This is a genomic window from Ralstonia sp. RRA (genome assembly GCF_037023145.1).
Lineage (GTDB): Bacteria > Pseudomonadota > Gammaproteobacteria > Burkholderiales > Burkholderiaceae > Ralstonia.
The window spans coordinates 1818659-1834115 of record NZ_CP146091.1; the positions used below are offsets into that span (position 1 = coordinate 1818659).

A 15457-nucleotide genomic window follows, 5' to 3' on the forward strand; every position below is an offset into this window, starting at 1 on the left:
AACCCCTTGTTTCGATGACCGACCTTGCCGCCAAGCCGGGCGTCCGCACCGTATTTATCGTGTCGGATGGCACCGGGATCACCGCAGAAACCTTCGCCCACTCCATCCTGGCCCAGTTCGAGATGAAATTCCGCCAGGTGCGGATTCCGTTTGTCGACACGGTCGAAAAAGCGCATGTGGCGGTTGGCAAGATCAACGAGGCGTTCAACGCCGAGGGTGTTCGCCCGATCGTCTTCACCACGCTGGTGGATGCCGACGCCAACCAGATCGTCCATCGTGCCAAGGCCACCATCCTGGACATGTTCCAGACCTTTATCGAGCCGCTCGAGAAGGAGCTGAACCTCAAGTCCACCCACGCCATCGGCCGCTTTCACCAGAACGCCGACACCGAGGCGTACAAAAACCGCATCGAAGCGATCAACTTTTCACTTGCGCACGATGACGGCCAGTCACATAAGAATCTGGCCGAGGCGGATGTGATCCTGGTGGGGGTGTCGCGCAGCGGCAAAACGCCGACCAGCCTCTACCTGGCGATGCAGTACGGCGTGAAATCGGCCAACTATCCGCTCATTCCTGATGATTTCGAGCGCGGTAAGCTGCCCACGGTGCTGTACGACTACAAGAGCAAGATCTTCGGCCTGTCGATCGACCCACAGCGCCTGTCCGAGATCCGCAACGAACGTCGCCCAGGCAGTAAATACGCTGCGATCGAGAATTGCCGCTACGAGGTCAACGAGGCCGAATCGATGATGCGGCGCGAGGGTATCAAGTGGCTGTCGTCCACGCACAAGTCCATCGAAGAGATTGCGACGACGGTCCTGCAGGACGTCAAGATGGAGCGCGACAACTACTGAGCGTCGTGCTCACACAATAAAGAACGGCCGGGTTCACACCGGCCGTTTTGCTTTTCCGCCGACGCCAGGCTCAAGCGCGATCACGCACCCAGTTGCCGCCGTGCGCGGCCGCCTGGGCGGCAGGGGATGTCGCCAGATAGGCCAGGGCCTGCTCGGTCGAGCCCTCGTGGTGTGGCGTGTAGCTGGGTCGGAAGTAGCGTAGCGCTGCCCCCAGCATCTTCCAGAACGACGGCAGGCAGCCGCGGCGCGACCCGTACCACCAGCCGCGGATGAACCCGGGGAACCGCCCCGCCCCCGGATCGCGCTTGTACATGAAGCGGAAGCCCGTCACCAGGAAGTACAGCAGCAGCAGAATCGTGCTGAGCATGTGGAAGCAACGCTCAAAGTAGTTGCCGCCCATGTGCCGGAAGATGTCAAAGGCCACCGTGCGGTGTTCGACTTCCTCTGCGCCGTGCCAGCGCAGCAAATCGAGCATGACCGGATCGGCGTTGGCGGCATCCAGCCCTTTTGCGTTGAGCACCCAGTTGCCGAGATAGCCGAAGAAGTGTTCCAGCGCAGCGATGATGCCGAGTTGCTGCCGCAGCCAGAAGCGCGTGTGGCCAATCTTCAGGCCGAGCGGCTGCTCGCCGAGCACCTTGGAAAACAACCAATCCAGCCGCTTGGTGAAGGGCTGCGTGTCGATGCCGTGGTCCTTGTAGTAATGCGTGAGCACGCCGCCGTGCGAGCGCGAGTGGATCGCCTCCTGGCGCAGGAAGCCTTCCGCATCGGCGCGCAGTTTCGCATCGGTGATCTGCGGCATGGCCTTGTTGTAGACGCGGCAGAACCACAGCTCGCCGGCCGGGAACAGCAGATTGAGAATGTTGATGATGTGCGTGCTGGACGGATCGCCGGGGATCCATTGGATGGGCGTGTCCTTCCAGTCGAAGCGCACATGCCGGGGCTTGATGTAGTAGTCGAGCGCAGTCATGGTTTGTCTCCTGTCGTTCTTGTTCAGGACCGCGCTCAATGCCCGGCCATGCTCACGCGGGCAATCAGCCGGCTGAGCCACTGCGCATAGCGTGAGATGAAGCGCGAGGAATGTGCCTCGATGCCGATCGTGACGACCGGCTTGTTGCGGAGCACCGCACGGAGCATGGCTTTGGCAACGGTTTCGGGCTTGAGGCCGCGCAACTGGTAGAGCTTGGTCGCGCGGGCGCGCAGTTGGGCCTGCTGCACCTCCGTCGTGCCGGCGTAGACGGTGGAGGCCATGATTCCCGTCTCGGCAAAGCCCGGGCAGATGGCCGATACGCCGATGCCCTGCGCGGCCAGCTCGCCACGCATGCATTCGGACAGCATCAGCACGGCGGCCTTGGTGGTCGCGTACGCAGCAAGATCGCGCGACGGCGCAAAGGCCGCCGCCGACGCGGTATTCAGGATGTGCCCGCCCTGCCCACGCGCCACCATCTGCTTGGCGAACAGCCGCGCGCCGTGGATCACGCCCCACACGTTCACATGCAGGATGCGTTGCCAATCGCGCTCGGAGGTGTCGACAATGCCGCCGGCCATGCCGATGCCCGCGTTGTTGACGACAATGTCAGCGCCACCCAGCGCCTTGCCGACCCAATCGACCAGGGCCTCCATCTGCTCAGCGTTGCCCACATCAACGGTGCGCGCCCACGCCTTGCCGCCGGAGAGCCGGATCAGTGTGGCGGTGCGTTCGGCGTCCTCCGCACGAATGTCGACTGCGACGATGGCCGCGCCTTGCTCCGCAAACTCCAGCGCCGCGCAGCGACCGATGCCGCTGCCCGCACCGGTAATGACGGCCAGCTTGCCGGTGAACGGTTTGCGTTCGCCGTGCTGGCGAGCGCGCTGCAACGCCTCGGATTCCGGCTTGCCCTCGGCGTGCTCGATCAGCTCGCGCGCCATCTCGGCCATGCGCCCGGCATGTGTCACGGGCAGCCAGTGCCGCGCCACCACTTCGCGCCGCCAATAGTTCGGCACCCAACGCGATAGGTCTTCGGACAACGCGGGGCTCACGTACTTGTCCAGCGTGGGCACGATCACCTGCACAGGCGCGTGCGCGTAGCGCTTACGCGGCGCGAACAGGCTGCGAATGAAGTTGGCGCGGTACAGCGAGACACCGCGGACCCCATCGGCCGTCTGCGTGGCACGCGGCACGATGGTGGTCTTCTCCACGCGGCGTAGCACGCGCGGCCAGGCGCGGCCTAGCCACAGGCGCCAGCTCAGTTCCGGCACAATCGGCAGATGGAACAGCAGCACGTACCACGAGCGCACAAGCTGCCCCAGCATCTTGCCCAACGACGACGGCGTCGGACGCAGCAAACGCTGGCGCATCCAATGCCCGACGTGATCCAGACACGGCCCCGAGCACGACGTGTAAGACGCGATGCGCCCGCGCAGGCGCTCTTCCGTCACGAATTCCCACGACTGGATCGAACCCCAGTCGTGTGCAATCAGGTGGACAGGCTTGCTCGGGCTCAGCGCATCAATCACCGCGATGAAGTCGTCGGTCAGCCGTGCGAAGGTGTAGTTGCGCATCCCCTTGGGCGCGCTTGATTGCCCTGCGCCGCGAACGTCGTAGGCGATGACGTAGTAGTCGCGCGCGAGTATCGGCGCCATCTCGTGCCAGACCTCGCTGTTATCCGGGTAACCGTGGACGAGCACGACGGTCGGGCGAGCCGGGTCGCCCCAGGTCTTGACGGCGAGCGCGACATCACCGGATTGCACGGTGCGCTCGGCACGTGGAAAGGCTGCGACCGGCTCGAACAGCGCCAGCGGGGCCTCTTCAAGAAGCGTCTTCATCTGAGCCTCCGCAAGCATCAGGCCGCACGCTGCTGTGCGAGCTGGCGTTGCTGCTGCCGTTGTTGCCACCTGCGCACGTGCGGCAGGTCGTCGTCGAGCCAGTAGGCATCGTCTTCGGTAATGACGAGCAGCTCTTCGAACTTGGCGCCCACGCCGTGAAAGCCCAGGTGTGGCTCCACGGCCCACAGACCCGGTACGGGTGCGTGCTCGGAGCGGCGGTCGATCGACCACAGCGGTGACCACCCCTCCTGCTTGCCGCTGCGCACCTGGTCGAGAATCAGGTTGCGCGTGGCGTTCAGCCCGAAGCGCGCCACGAAGCGCGGCTTCGACGTTTTCTCCAGCTTGGCCACGCGATGCGCCAGCACCTTGAACGGATAGGCCTTGTGGCGCGGCTCCACCCCTTGCTTCATGCAGAGCTGATCCACCGCACGCGCGACATCCGCCATCGGACGGCGCTCGCGAATCAGGCGCACGATCAGCTCGCGGTGCGCCATCAGATCGTCCAGCAGTTGTTCAAGGATGGCGTTCTCACCAACACACGTGGCGTAGCCCACGTCGGCAATCACCCCGTTGCGCACCGGCGCCACGTCCAGGATGACCGGCATGTTCTCCTCCAGCCGCCGCGACGACGGAAAGAACGCCATGTTGAAACCTGCCATGTGCGTCAGGCCAGAGAACCCCTGAAACGCCGTGCGATCACCAAACCAGGCGAACGGTTTGTGCAGCCAGTCATGGACACCGCGGTCGCCCAGCCACTCAGTGAGCAGCCTGGCCGCATCCTTCTCCGTCATGCCCGGGCGCAACATGCCCCCGACCGCTTCGACGCATTGGTAGGCGAGTTGCTGGATTTCACGAAACTGCGCGAGTTCGTCGACATTGACGCGCGCCAGGGTGGGGTTCGGCATGGCCGGTCTCCTTGCGAACCCGTTGACGCTTCGACCGCGTGATGCGGATTGCGAACAGGCTCTGAGTCTGGTTATCGAGGGGTGCTCAATGGCACCACGCACAATGTTCCATTACTCAATGGCAAAGTCAATGCGGGACTTTTCTGGCGTTTGAAAACGCCGTGTGACCGGTAACCGACAGGAAAACGAGATCAGTTGGCGCGACGCTGGCGCACCGCTTCGAACAGGCAGATGGCTGCTGCGGCAGCCACGTTGAGGGATTCCATGCCGCCTGGTTGGGGGATCGTCACTGGTGTCGTCACGGCGGAAAGCCACGTTTCGGACACCCCTGCACCCTCGTTGCCGAAGACCCAACCGACGGGTGCACTCAGCGGCACATCAAAGACAGCCTGCTTGGCGTGCGACGACGTTGCCAGCAATGGCACTCGAATGCGCGGATGCACGCTCTCGAACGTGCAGTGCTCGACGATGTTCAGGTGGAAATGCGCGCCCATTGCAGCGCGCAAGGTTTTGGCTGACCACGCGAACGCACAACCCGCCGTCATGAACACATCGCGCACCCCCGCCGCCGCTGCACAGCGCAGGATGGAGCCGACGTTGCCGGCATCCTGAATGCCATCCAGGATCACGCAATCAGCATCAATGACTTGCGGCAGATGGCCTTCAGGCGTTTCGATCAAGGCGATCAGATCCACGCCATTGACGACCGTGGTGAGCTGCGAAAACAGGTTGTCGGCCAGCAAGATGACAGTCTGCGGATCAACGCGATCCAGCAGCGCTGTGACTTCCGGGTGAGCGACATGACGCTCGGAAACCAGGATCTGGTCCGGCGTCTGGCCGGCATCCAGATAGGCCGCAACCAGATGCACGCCGTCGAGCACGGATTGCCCCGCGCGCCGGCGTTGCTGTGTCGAACCCGACAGCGCTTTCAGGTGCTTGAATACGGCGTTGTCGCGGGAAGTGATGTGCTTCATGAAAATCAGTCGTCCCAGGCGGGGCTACCGCCCGCAGTCGTTGCAGCCTGCGCTTCCAGCGCACGGCGCACTGGTGCAAACGAGCGGCGATGATGCAGTGTCACGCCATGCGCTTCGATGGCAGCCAAATGCTGGGGCGTGCCATAGCCAGCATGCACATCGAAGCCGTACTCGGGAAACGCAGCGTGCAAAGCGACCAACTGCCGATCACGCGTGACCTTGGCAAGAATCGACGCCGCCGAAATCTCCTGCACCAGCGCGTCGCCCTTGACGATGGCCTCCACGGCAAACGGCACCTGCGGGCAGCGATTGCCGTCCACCTGCACGAGGTCCGGCAGCGTGCCTTTCGCAGCCACGCCGTGCACGGCGCGCTGCATGGCCAGCATGGTCGCATGCAGGATGTTGATCCGGTCGATCTCATCGACAGTCGCCTCAGCCACGTGCCAGGCAAGCGCTTTTTCGATGATCTCGTCGTACAGCGCCTCACGCTTTTTGGCAGTGAGGATCTTGGAATCGGCCAGCCCAGCAATCGGCTTGCGTGGGTCGAGGATGACGGCAGCGGCTGTCACCGGCCCGGCCAGCGGCCCGCGGCCAGCTTCATCCACGCCACACAGAATGCGGTGCACACGCTTGCCGGCATCGTCCGCCGGCTCCTGCGACAGCAGCAGGCCCAGTTGATCCGGATTGGGTTTGCGGGAAGCCATGGCGTTAAAGCTGACCGCGGCTGCGCAGCAGATCGACCACGACCTTCGCGCCAATCTCCGCCATGTTCTGCTTGAGCGTCAGATGCATCTGCGTGAAATGCTCGCGCAGGAAGGTGGCGTTGCCGTGGTCACTCAACTGCAGCAGCGTCTCACGCGCAAGCGCCTCGGGCGTCGCGTCATCCTGCAGCAGCTCGGGCACGACAAAGCGGCCGGACAGAATGTTCGGCAGCCCCACGTAGGGCAGATAGCCCTTGCGCTTCATGATCTGCGCCGTCAACCAGGGCACCTTGTAGGTGATGACCATGGGCTTCTTGTACAGCGCGGCTTCCAGCGTGGCGGTGCCGCTGGCAAGCAGAATCACGTCAGCGGCTTCCATGGCCGCGTGCGACTGGCCGTCAACCACCCACAGATGCAGGCCCGGGTGCTCCGCACGCAGCGCGTCAACGCGCTCGCGCAGTGTCGCGCTGGCGGCCGGCAGTACGAAGGCGATGTCCGGCTCGACAGCCTGCATGCGCGCCATGGCGGCAAACAGCGTCGGGCCGAGGTTCTTGACCTCTGAGTTACGGCTCCCCGGTAGCACCGCCACGATTTTGCGGCCTAGCGGAAGACCCAGCCGCGTGCGTGCGCCTTCCACGTCCGGCACCAGCGGAATCACGTCCGCCAGCGGATGACCAACGTACGTGGCAGGAATGCCCGCCTTGGCGTAGATTTCGGGCTCGAACGGGAACAGGCAGAGGATGTGGTCAACAGCCTTGGCGATCGTTTTGATGCGCCCGGCACGCCACGCCCAGATCGACGGGCTGACGAAGTGCACCACCGGCACACCCGCCTGCCGCATGGCGATCTCGACGTTGAAATTGAAGTCCGGCGCATCGACGCCGATGAAGGCCAGCGGCGGATTGGACAGCAGATCCTGCTTGAGTCCTTTGCGGATAGCGAGGATCTCACGCAGTTGGCCAAGCACTTCCACGTAGCCGTTGACCGACAGCTTGTGCATCGGCCAATTGGACTGGAAGCCTTGCTCGGCCATGCGCGCGCCGCCGATGCCGTTGTAGGCAATATCGGCGGGCAGTTGTTGTGCGTGCAGCCCCTTGAGCAGCAGCGAGGCCAGTAGATCGCCGGACGCCTCGCCAGCCACCATGCCGATGCGGCGCGCCGGCGCAGCCCCCTGGGCCTGATCGGTCAACGCACGATGCCGCGCTTGGTGGCGGCGATGAAATCTGCGAACGCTGTCAGCACTTCACGCGTCGGGGCATCGTCAGCCTGGGTAACCTGCGCGGCAATCTCGGCCTTGGCCTGATCGAAGCTGAGGTCACTCTTGTAGAGCAGCTTGTACGCCTGGCGCAGGCCGGTGATCTGCTCGGCCGTGAAACCGCGTCGGCGCAGACCTTCGACATTGATGCCGTGCGGCGCGGCCTTGTTGCCCCCCTTGTCGCTCGCGGCAATCACGAACGGCGGCACGTCCTGCACCAGCGCAGACGCACCGCCCAGCATCGCATGCGCACCGATGCGCACGAACTGGTGCACGCCCGACATACCGCCCAGGATGGCCCAGTCGCCCACTTCCACGTGGCCGGCAATCTGCGCGTTGCTCGAGAACACGGTGTGGTTGCCCACGCGGCAGTCGTGCGCGATGTGCACGTAGGCCATGATCCAGTTGTCGTCGCCGATGGACGTGATACCGGCATCCTGCGACGTGCCGGTGTGGATCGTGGTGAACTCGCGGATGGTGTTGCGGTCGCCAACGATGAGCTGCGTCGGCTCATCGCGGTACTTCATGTCCTGCGGGCGGCCGCCCACCGACGCGAAGTGGCCGATGCTGTTGTCGCGACCCAGCGTGGTGTAGCCCTCGACCACAGTGTGATGACCGACACGTGTGCCCGCGCCCATGCGCACATTCGGGCCGACAACGGTAAAGGCGCCGATCTCGACGCTGGAGTCCAGCTCGGCTTTCGGGTCGATCAGCGCGGTCGGATGGATCTTGCTCGTGCTCATGCGGCTCCCTTCGGTTCATCCTTGATGATCGCGCACATGATTTCGGCCTCGGCAGCAACCTTGTCTTCCACCGTGGCAACCACCTTGAACTTCCAGAAGCCGCGCTTTCCTCGCAGCAGTTCTGCGTGCATGCAGAGCTGATCCCCTGGCACGACCTGCTGCTTGAAACGGGCGCCATCAATGGCCGTGAACAGGTAGAGATCGTTCTCGTTGCGTTGGTGACCAGGCTCACCGAAAGTCAACAGCGCGGCAGTCTGCGCCAGCGCTTCGAGAATCAGCACACCCGGCATGACCGGGTGCCCCGGGAAGTGGCCATTGAAGAACGGCTCGTTGAACGTGACGTTCTTGATGGCCTTGATGCGCTTGCCCGATTCGAACTCGACCACACGATCGACCAGCAGCATCGGGTAGCGATGCGGCAGCAGGTCGAGGATTTTCTTGATGTTGAAATCGCTGACGAGGCTGGTCGTCGCGTTGGTCGTATTCGATGCTTCAGTCATGATTCTTTGCGCAGGTCTTTGACCCGCTGTTCCAGTTGTTGCAACCGTTCGCGCATGCGCGTCAGGCCTCGAACGATAGCCGCGTTACGCTCCCAATCGCCATGCGGCATGAACGGGAAAACGCTGGTGAAATGGCCACCGGGTTTGGTAATGGATTTGGTGATGGACGTACCGCCCGAGACGGTCACGCGGTCCGCAATCGTCAGGTGGCCAGCAAAGTTCGCCGCGCCACCGATGATGCAGTAGCGTCCGATTTTCGTGCTGCCCGAGATGGCCGCGCAGCCGGCAATGACGGTGTAGGCGCCAACGTGCACGTTGTGCGCAATCTGCACCTGGTTGTCGATCTTGCAGCCCTGCTCGACCACCGTGTCGGCCATGGCGCCGCGGTCGATGGCGGTATTCGCGCCGATCTCCACATCGTCGCCAATCACCGCGCGGCCGGTCTGCGGAATCTTCACCCACTCGCCGCCTTGCGGGCCAAAGTCCGGCGCAAAGCCAAAACCGTCTGCACCGATCACCACGCCGCTGTGCAAGATGCAGCGCGCCCCCACCACACAGCCGTGGTAGATCGAGACGTTTGCGTAGAGAAGCGTGTCGTCGCCAATGCGCGCATCTGCTCCGACAAAGCCGTTGCCAGCAATACGCACGCGCTCACCAAGCACGGCGCCTGCCTCGATGGTCACGTTCGGGCCGATCGAGCACGAAGCCGGCACCACAGCGCCCTCACCCACGCTCGCGCTTGGGTGAACGCCAGGCACCACAGGCCGCGCAGTCAGCGCAACAAAGCGCTGGGCAACGCGGGCAAACGCAGCGTACGGGTTGGCGGCAACCAGCCAGTTGCGGCCGTCGGCATGACCTTGGGCGGCGAGCGTTTCCAGATCACGGGGCGATACGATGATCGCACCCGCACTGGAGTCCACAGCCTGATTGAGGTACAGCGGATTGGAAAGAAAGGCGAGCTGATCGGCGCCGGCCTGATCCAGCGGCGCGATCGACTTGACGATCAGGCCTGCGTCACCCTGGACGGTCGCGCCGAGCGACGCGGCAAGTTCACCAAGCGAAAACGACATGGGAACAACCTCATTTCGCCGATTGCGAAGCCGCGTTCAGCGCCTTGAGCACATCGTCAGTGATGTCGATGCGCGGATTCACATACACCGCTTCCTGCACGATCAGATCGTACTTACGCTGCTCGGCGATCGAACGGATCACGCGGTTGGCGCGCTCAAGCACCTGGGCCAGCTCTTCGTTGCGACGCTGGTTCAGGTCTTCGCGGAACTCGCGCTGCTTACGCTGAAAATCACGGTCCAGATCGGACAGCTCGCGCTGGCGGCGGGTACGGTCAGCATCAGCCAGCACAGCCGAGTCCTTGTCCAGCTTGTCGGACATCGTCTTGAGCTTGGCGGCCGTGTCCTGCAGATCGCGGTCGCGCTTGGCAAACTCGGCCTCCAGCTTGGCCTGAGCCGCCTTGGCGGGCTGCGAATCGCGCAGGATGCGCTCGGAATTGACAGCGGCGATACGTGCTTCCTGCGCAGCGGCCGGCAATGCAAAGCTGGCGGCGGCGAGCGCGGCAAAAGCAACCGACACGCCCATGCGGGACAATGTGACGCGTGTGGATTTCATGATGAATGCAGTCATTAGAATGCCGTCCCAATCTGGAACTGGAAGCGTTGAGTCTGGTCTTCGGCCTTCCGCTTGATCGGGAAGCCCATGCTGATCTTCAGCGGACCAATCGGCGACAGCCACGACAGGCCGAAACCGGTCGAGTAGCGCATGTCGCTAAGCTTGTACGGCTGGGAGGCTTCCGCGAACACGTTACCGTAGTCGAAGAAGGTGAACAGGCGAACGGTACGGTCCACACCCGAGCCCGGCAGCGGGAAGATGAATTCGACGTTACCGACAATCTTGCTGGCGCCACCAATGGCAATGCCGTTGGCGTCGCGCGGGCCCAACGTGCTGGTTTCATAGCCACGCACCGAACCGATACCACCCGCGTAGTAGTTCTTGAAGATCGGGAAGTCCTTGCCGCCGTAGCCTCGGCCGTAGCCGAACTCATTGTTGAAGGCCAGCGTAAACGACTTCGAGACCGGATAGAACCACTGGTGCTGGTAATACGCGCGGTAATACGTGACACCGCCCGGAACACCAATTTCCAGATTGGCCTGCTGATAGCGGCCACGGGTCGGAACCAGGGCGCTGTCACGCTGATCCTTCGACCAACCGATCGTGAACGGGAAGTTGTTGGTGACACGACCGTTCTTGGCAACCCAGTTCTGATAAGCCAACGGCGTGTTGGTCGACACGTCGATGGACGTGCGCTCGTAGCCGATACCGAAGAACACGGTATCTGTTTCCGAGAACGGCACACCAAACTTCATGTTGCCGCCCTGCTGCACGATCTTGTACGTCGAGTCGCCGGTGTAGTACAGCGGCTGGTACGTACGGTAGTACAGCTCGGTCGAACGGCTGATGCCGTCGGTCGTGAAGTACGGATCGAACTGCGTCACTGCAATGGTTCGGTTTGCCTTGGAGGTGTTCACGTCCAGGCCCAGGCTGGTGCCGGAACCGAACACGTTGTCCTGGCGGATACCGGCCGAGAGCACCACCTTGTCCGTCGACGAGAAGCCCACACCCAGGTTGATCTGGCCAGTCGGCTTTTCCGTCACGTTGACGTTCACGTCCACCTGGTCAGACGTACCCGGCACGTCTTCGGTGGTGATGTTCGCATCGGTGAAGTAGCCCGTGCGGTTGATGCGGTTCTGCGAGAGCTGCAGCTTCTCACCGTCAAACCACGAAGCTTCCATCTGGCGCATTTCACGGCGCACCACTTCATCGCGCGTCTTGCTGTTGCCAAGCACGTTGACGCGGCGCACGTAGACGCGGCGGCCCGGATCAACCACCAGCGTGAGCGCAACTGTGCGGTCCTTCTGGTTGATCTGCGGCTGCGGGTTGATCGTAGCGAAAGCGTAGCCGTACGTGCCGAGCAGATCGGTGATCGACTTGGTCGTGGCCGACAGCTTGGCCGAGGAGAACACATCGCCCTGTTTGAGCTTGATGAGTTTTTCCATCTCGGCCTGCTTGGAGAGCAGCTCGCCGGTCAGCTTGATGTCCGACACCTTGTACTGTTCACCCTCGTGGATGTTCAGCGTCAGGTAGATGTCCTTCTTGTCCGGCGTGATGGAAACCTGGGTCGACTCGATCGCGAATTCCAGGTAACCGCGGTCCAGGTAGAACGAGCGCAGCGCTTCCAGGTCGGCGGTCAGCTTCTGCTTCGAGTACAGATCGTTCTTCGTGTACCACGACAGCCAGTTGGGCGTGGACAGCTGCATCTCGTCGCGCAAGTCGCCTTCCTTGAAGGCCTTGTTGCCGACGATATTGATCTGGCGAATCTTGGCGGTCGGGCCTTCGTCCACCGTGAAGGTGATCGACACACGATTGGCGTCGACCGGCGTAACGGTAGTCGACACGTCGGCGGCGTAGTAGCCGCGCGAGACGTACTGGCGCTTGATTTCCTGCTCGGCGCGGTCGATCAGCGACTTGTCGTAGTAGCGCGCTTCGGCCACGCCCACGCCACGCAGTGTGCGGCGCAGTGCGTCCTTGTCGAACTCCTTGAAGCCGATGAACTCGAGCTGCGAGATGGCCGGACGCTCTTCAACACGCACCACCAGCACGTTGCCTTCGGCGCGAATCTGCACGTCCTTGAAGAAGCCGGTGTTGTAGAGCGCGCGGATCGACTCGGCGCCCTTCTCGTCGGTGAAGGTCTCACCTACCTTCACGGGCAGATAGCCGAACACGGTACCCGGTTCGACGCGCTGTACCCCCTCCACGCGAATGTCCTTCACGACGAACGGCTCCACTGCATGAGCCTGACCGGCAGTCACGGTCAGCACGGAGGCCGCCAGCACGCTGAGCGGGAAGCGATGTTGTCTGATCAATCTAATCCCCTAAATTGGATCCGGTTGGAATCCACTTCCGAGTGTTTTCAAAATCTTGGGTTGCCCGCTCACGCTTGTGGCAGCGATGCGGCTTGCCGACAAAAACAAATACGGCCTAGCCTCGAGTCAGAAACAGCCGACTCAAATCGTTGTACAAGGCGAGCGAAGTGAGAAGCAGAATGCAGGCGACGCCGATCTTTTGGAGTACTGCTTGCCAGGATTCCGGCACGGGTCGGCCTGTCAAAAATTCCACGCAATAATACAGCAAATGCCCCCCATCCAATACCGGAACGGGCAACAAGTTCAGGACACCGAGGCTGACGCTGATCAACGCGAGAAAGCCCACAAACGTCTGCCAGCCAAGGCTTGCCGCCTTGCCCGCAAAGTCCGCCACCGTGATCGGCCCGCTCAGGTTCTGCAGCGAGGCCTGCCCCACGATTATCTTGCCCAGCACCTGCAGCGACAGCACCGACGTCTGCCAGACCTGGCGCAATCCATGCACCAATGCAGCGCCCGGCGCGTCACGCATCAGCGCCGTCTCGACCTTCTGGTTGAGCTGAGCGCCCAGCTTGCCGACCTTCGCCCCATTGGAAGCCTTCGGATCGGTATCGGCGTCGGGGCGCACCGGCAGGGTCATCGGTTCGCCATTGCGCAGAATGTCGATCGAGGCGTTCTGCTCCGGCATGGCGCGAATCTGGCGAATGAGATCCGTCGCTTGGTCGGCAGGCTGACCTGCAAAACGGACGATCTGGTCGCCGGCACGTAACCCGGCACGCGCGGCAGCGCTATTTGGCAGAACAGCAACGATGGTGACCGGACCACCAAGCAGGCGCAAACCGATCTGGTCGATCACGTCAGCCTGGGGCGTGCGTGCCGGGCTCGGCAGGCCTTGCAGGCGAACCGTACGCTCTGTGCCATCGGTGCCGCGCACCTGCACGAGCGCATCATGCCCGCCAATGCCGGCCGAATACAGGCGCATGCGCACATCGCTCCAGCTGCGTACGGGGCTCGGTGCTTCAGCGTCAGTACCGACGGCAATGACTTGATCTTTCGCACGCAGATCAGCCTGCGCGGCTATGCTGCCCGGCGGCGGCGCACCGAGAATGGGCAACGGCTCGACCGCGCCAACCCACGCCAACACGGCATACAGAGCGATCGCCAGCAGGAAGTTGGCGACTGGGCCAGCGGCCACAATCGCGAAACGCTTATAGACGGGTTGGTGGTCGAAGGTGCGCGGCAGCTCTTCGGGCAGGATGGGCGGGTCCTTTTCGGGGTCCCTCGCGCCCTCGCCCAGCATCTTGACGTAACCGCCAAGCGGGATGGCGCAGACGGTCCATTCGGTACGGTCCGGGCCTCGGCCGACATGACGGAACAGCACCTTGCCAAAGCCGACCGAGAACCGCAGCACTTTCACGCCGCACAAGCGCGCGACACTGTAGTGGCCCAGTTCATGAATGACGATCAGTACCGCGATCGCAAAAACAAACGCTAAAACGGTCTGCAAGAACCTTCTCCGGATGCACTGATGGGTGCGCACGGGTGCAACCCGTGCGAGCGCACTATGTTACCCGCTCGCGCTGACGGAGCACTTGTCACGCCGCCGGCAGATGCGCGCACGCCGTCGCAATGTAGCGCTCTGCCTGACCGCGCGCCTGCGCATCAGCGGCAAACACGGTGTCGAGCGAGTCCGCCGGCACGATGGAAGCACGCGCCAGCGTGTCGCCCACCACAGCGGCAATATCGGTAAAACGGATGCGGCGCTGCAAAAATGCATCGACCGCCACCTCGTTGGCCGCATTCAGCACAGCAGGTGCGGTACCACCCGCACGTAGCGCATCAAATGCGAGTGCGAGGCACGGGAAGCGGCGCAGGTCCGGCGCCTCGAAAGTCAGCGTGCCGGTGGCGGCCAGGTCCAGCAGTGGTACACCGGCTTCAATCCGCTCCGGGTGCGCCAGCCCGTATGCAATCGGCGTACGCATGTCGGGGTTGCCGAGCTGCGCCAGCACCGAGCCATCGTCGTAGCCGACCATTGAATGGATCACGCTCTGCGGATGGATCAGCACCTCGAGTCGCTCGACCGGCACGCCGAACAGCCAGTACGCTTCGATCACCTCCAGCCCCTTGTTCATCATGGTGGCGGAGTCGACCGAGATCTTGCGTCCCATAACCCAGTTGGGGTGAGCGCAAGCCTGGTCGGGCGTGACGTCAGCGAGCGTGTCAACGGCGCGCGTGCGGAATGGGCCGCCCGAGGCGGTCAAGACGATACGCGACACGCCATGGCCAAACTTAGGGGCCTGCTGCGGCAGGCACTGGAAAATGGCGTTGTGCTCGCTATCGATCGGTAGCACGGTGGCACCATGCTGGCGTACGGCGTCCATGAAGAGCGCGCCGGACATCACCAGCGCTTCCTTGTTCGCCAGCAGCACGCGCTTGCCAGCTCGCACGGCGGCCAGCGTCGGACGCAAGCCCGCGGCGCCAACAATGGCCGCCATCACCCCGTCGCAATCGGGATGCGCCGCCGCTTCTTCCAACGCCTCAGCGCCAAAACGGATATCGATGCCGGTCGCATCAGCGCCAAGCTGCTCGCGCAGCGCATCAGCCGCTACCGCCGAGCCCAGCACAGCCATCTGCGGACGAAACTCGCGGCACAGCTTGGCGAGCTTGTCGGCCTGTGCGTGGGCCGTGAGCGCGAACACGCGGTACTTGTCGGGGTGACTGCGCACCACGTCGAGCGTGCTGTCACCAATGGAGCCGGTTGCGCCAAGAACGGTCAAACGCATCATGTTCG

The 15457-nt window shown here is 63.0% G+C and carries 14 protein-coding genes; 1 reads left to right on the plus strand and 13 read right to left on the minus strand.

Features of this window, described 5'->3' with window-relative positions:
- The first annotated feature begins 14 nt into the window (after positions 1 to 14).
- Entirely contained in the window at positions 15 to 854 is an 840-nt protein-coding gene (locus tag V6657_RS08985; protein ID WP_048932308.1) for a pyruvate, water dikinase regulatory protein, read from the plus strand.
- 70 nt (positions 855 to 924) lie between these two features.
- Here the strand turns inward: V6657_RS08985 and V6657_RS08990 are convergent, their stop codons facing one another.
- The 13 genes from V6657_RS08990 to ispC all read right to left on the minus strand — a co-directional run bounded on the left by V6657_RS08990 (position 925) and on the right by ispC (position 15452).
- Complete coding sequence (locus V6657_RS08990) at positions 925 to 1821, minus strand: metal-dependent hydrolase (protein WP_048932307.1); 897 nt, start codon at positions 1819 to 1821, stop codon at positions 925 to 927.
- A 35-nt stretch (positions 1822 to 1856) separates the two neighbouring features.
- Positions 1857 to 3656 (minus strand): SDR family oxidoreductase, encoded by a 1800-nt coding sequence (locus tag V6657_RS08995; RefSeq protein WP_048932306.1) that lies wholly within the window; start codon positions 3654 to 3656, stop codon positions 1857 to 1859.
- A gap of 17 nt (positions 3657 to 3673) precedes the next feature.
- Complete coding sequence (locus V6657_RS09000; RefSeq protein WP_048932305.1) at positions 3674 to 4561, minus strand: M24 family metallopeptidase; 888 nt, start codon at positions 4559 to 4561, stop codon at positions 3674 to 3676.
- 191 nt (positions 4562 to 4752) lie between these two features.
- The gene (locus tag V6657_RS09005) at positions 4753 to 5535 is read right to left on the minus strand and encodes an RNA methyltransferase (protein ID WP_048932304.1); all 783 of its coding nucleotides are present in this window, start codon (positions 5533 to 5535) and stop codon (positions 4753 to 4755) included.
- A gap of 5 nt (positions 5536 to 5540) precedes the next feature.
- Positions 5541 to 6239 carry a ribonuclease HII gene (gene rnhB, locus V6657_RS09010; RefSeq protein ID WP_048932303.1) on the minus strand — a complete coding sequence of 233 codons (699 nt, stop codon included), beginning with the start codon at positions 6237 to 6239 and terminating at the stop codon, positions 5541 to 5543.
- 4 nt (positions 6240 to 6243) lie between these two features.
- Positions 6244 to 7380: a lipid-A-disaccharide synthase gene (gene lpxB, locus V6657_RS09015; protein WP_048932370.1), complete on the minus strand. Its 1137-nt coding sequence runs from the start codon at positions 7378 to 7380 to the stop codon at positions 6244 to 6246.
- A gap of 41 nt (positions 7381 to 7421) precedes the next feature.
- Positions 7422 to 8234, minus strand: a complete 813-nt coding sequence (gene lpxA / locus V6657_RS09020) for an acyl-ACP--UDP-N-acetylglucosamine O-acyltransferase (RefSeq protein WP_048932302.1) — start codon at positions 8232 to 8234, stop codon at positions 7422 to 7424.
- Complete coding sequence (fabZ, locus tag V6657_RS09025; protein WP_048932301.1) at positions 8231 to 8734, minus strand: 3-hydroxyacyl-ACP dehydratase FabZ; 504 nt, start codon at positions 8732 to 8734, stop codon at positions 8231 to 8233. Before fabZ ends, lpxA begins: the two co-directional genes overlap by 4 nt.
- Positions 8731 to 9804, minus strand: a complete 1074-nt coding sequence (gene lpxD, locus V6657_RS09030; RefSeq protein ID WP_048932300.1) for a UDP-3-O-(3-hydroxymyristoyl)glucosamine N-acyltransferase — start codon at positions 9802 to 9804, stop codon at positions 8731 to 8733. The genes fabZ and lpxD overlap by 4 nt, the downstream gene beginning before the upstream one ends.
- A 10-nt stretch (positions 9805 to 9814) precedes the next feature.
- Positions 9815 to 10372 (minus strand): OmpH family outer membrane protein, encoded by a 558-nt coding sequence (locus tag V6657_RS09035; protein WP_048932299.1) that lies wholly within the window; start codon positions 10370 to 10372, stop codon positions 9815 to 9817.
- Positions 10372 to 12669, minus strand: coding sequence for an outer membrane protein assembly factor BamA (gene bamA, locus V6657_RS09040; protein WP_048932298.1), 2298 nt, complete (start codon positions 12667 to 12669; stop codon positions 10372 to 10374). Before bamA ends, V6657_RS09035 begins: the two co-directional genes overlap by 1 nt.
- Positions 12670 to 12784: 115 nt before the next feature.
- On the minus strand, positions 12785 to 14173 hold the full coding sequence (rseP, locus tag V6657_RS09045) for an RIP metalloprotease RseP (RefSeq protein WP_048932297.1): 1389 nt from the start codon (positions 14171 to 14173) through the stop codon (positions 12785 to 12787).
- An 88-nt stretch (positions 14174 to 14261) separates the two neighbouring features.
- Entirely contained in the window at positions 14262 to 15452 is a 1191-nt protein-coding gene (ispC, locus tag V6657_RS09050; RefSeq protein ID WP_048932296.1) for a 1-deoxy-D-xylulose-5-phosphate reductoisomerase, read from the minus strand.
- Positions 15453 to 15457: the final 5 nt, after the last annotated feature.

Coding starts and splice junctions, on each gene's coding strand:
- V6657_RS08990 (WP_048932307.1), bottom strand. CDS start 1,821: ATGACTGCGCTCGACTACTACATCAAGCCCCGGCATGTGCGCTTCGAC.
- V6657_RS09005 (WP_048932304.1), bottom strand. CDS start 5,535: ATGAAGCACATCACTTCCCGCGACAACGCCGTATTCAAGCACCTGAAA.
- lpxA (WP_048932302.1), bottom strand. CDS start 8,234: ATGAGCACGAGCAAGATCCATCCGACCGCGCTGATCGACCCGAAAGCC.
- lpxB (WP_048932370.1), bottom strand. CDS start 7,380: ATGGTGGCTGGCGAGGCGTCCGGCGATCTACTGGCCTCGCTGCTGCTC.
- fabZ (WP_048932301.1), bottom strand. CDS start 8,734: ATGACTGAAGCATCGAATACGACCAACGCGACGACCAGCCTCGTCAGC.
- V6657_RS09000 (WP_048932305.1), bottom strand. CDS start 4,561: ATGCCGAACCCCACCCTGGCGCGCGTCAATGTCGACGAACTCGCGCAG.
- ispC (WP_048932296.1), bottom strand. CDS start 15,452: ATGATGCGTTTGACCGTTCTTGGCGCAACCGGCTCCATTGGTGACAGC.
- lpxD (WP_048932300.1), bottom strand. CDS start 9,804: ATGTCGTTTTCGCTTGGTGAACTTGCCGCGTCGCTCGGCGCGACCGTC.
- V6657_RS08995 (WP_048932306.1), bottom strand. CDS start 3,656: ATGAAGACGCTTCTTGAAGAGGCCCCGCTGGCGCTGTTCGAGCCGGTC.
- V6657_RS09035 (WP_048932299.1), bottom strand. CDS start 10,372: ATGACTGCATTCATCATGAAATCCACACGCGTCACATTGTCCCGCATG.
- V6657_RS08985 (WP_048932308.1), top strand. CDS start 15: ATGACCGACCTTGCCGCCAAGCCGGGCGTCCGCACCGTATTTATCGTG.
- rnhB (WP_048932303.1), bottom strand. CDS start 6,239: ATGGCTTCCCGCAAACCCAATCCGGATCAACTGGGCCTGCTGCTGTCG.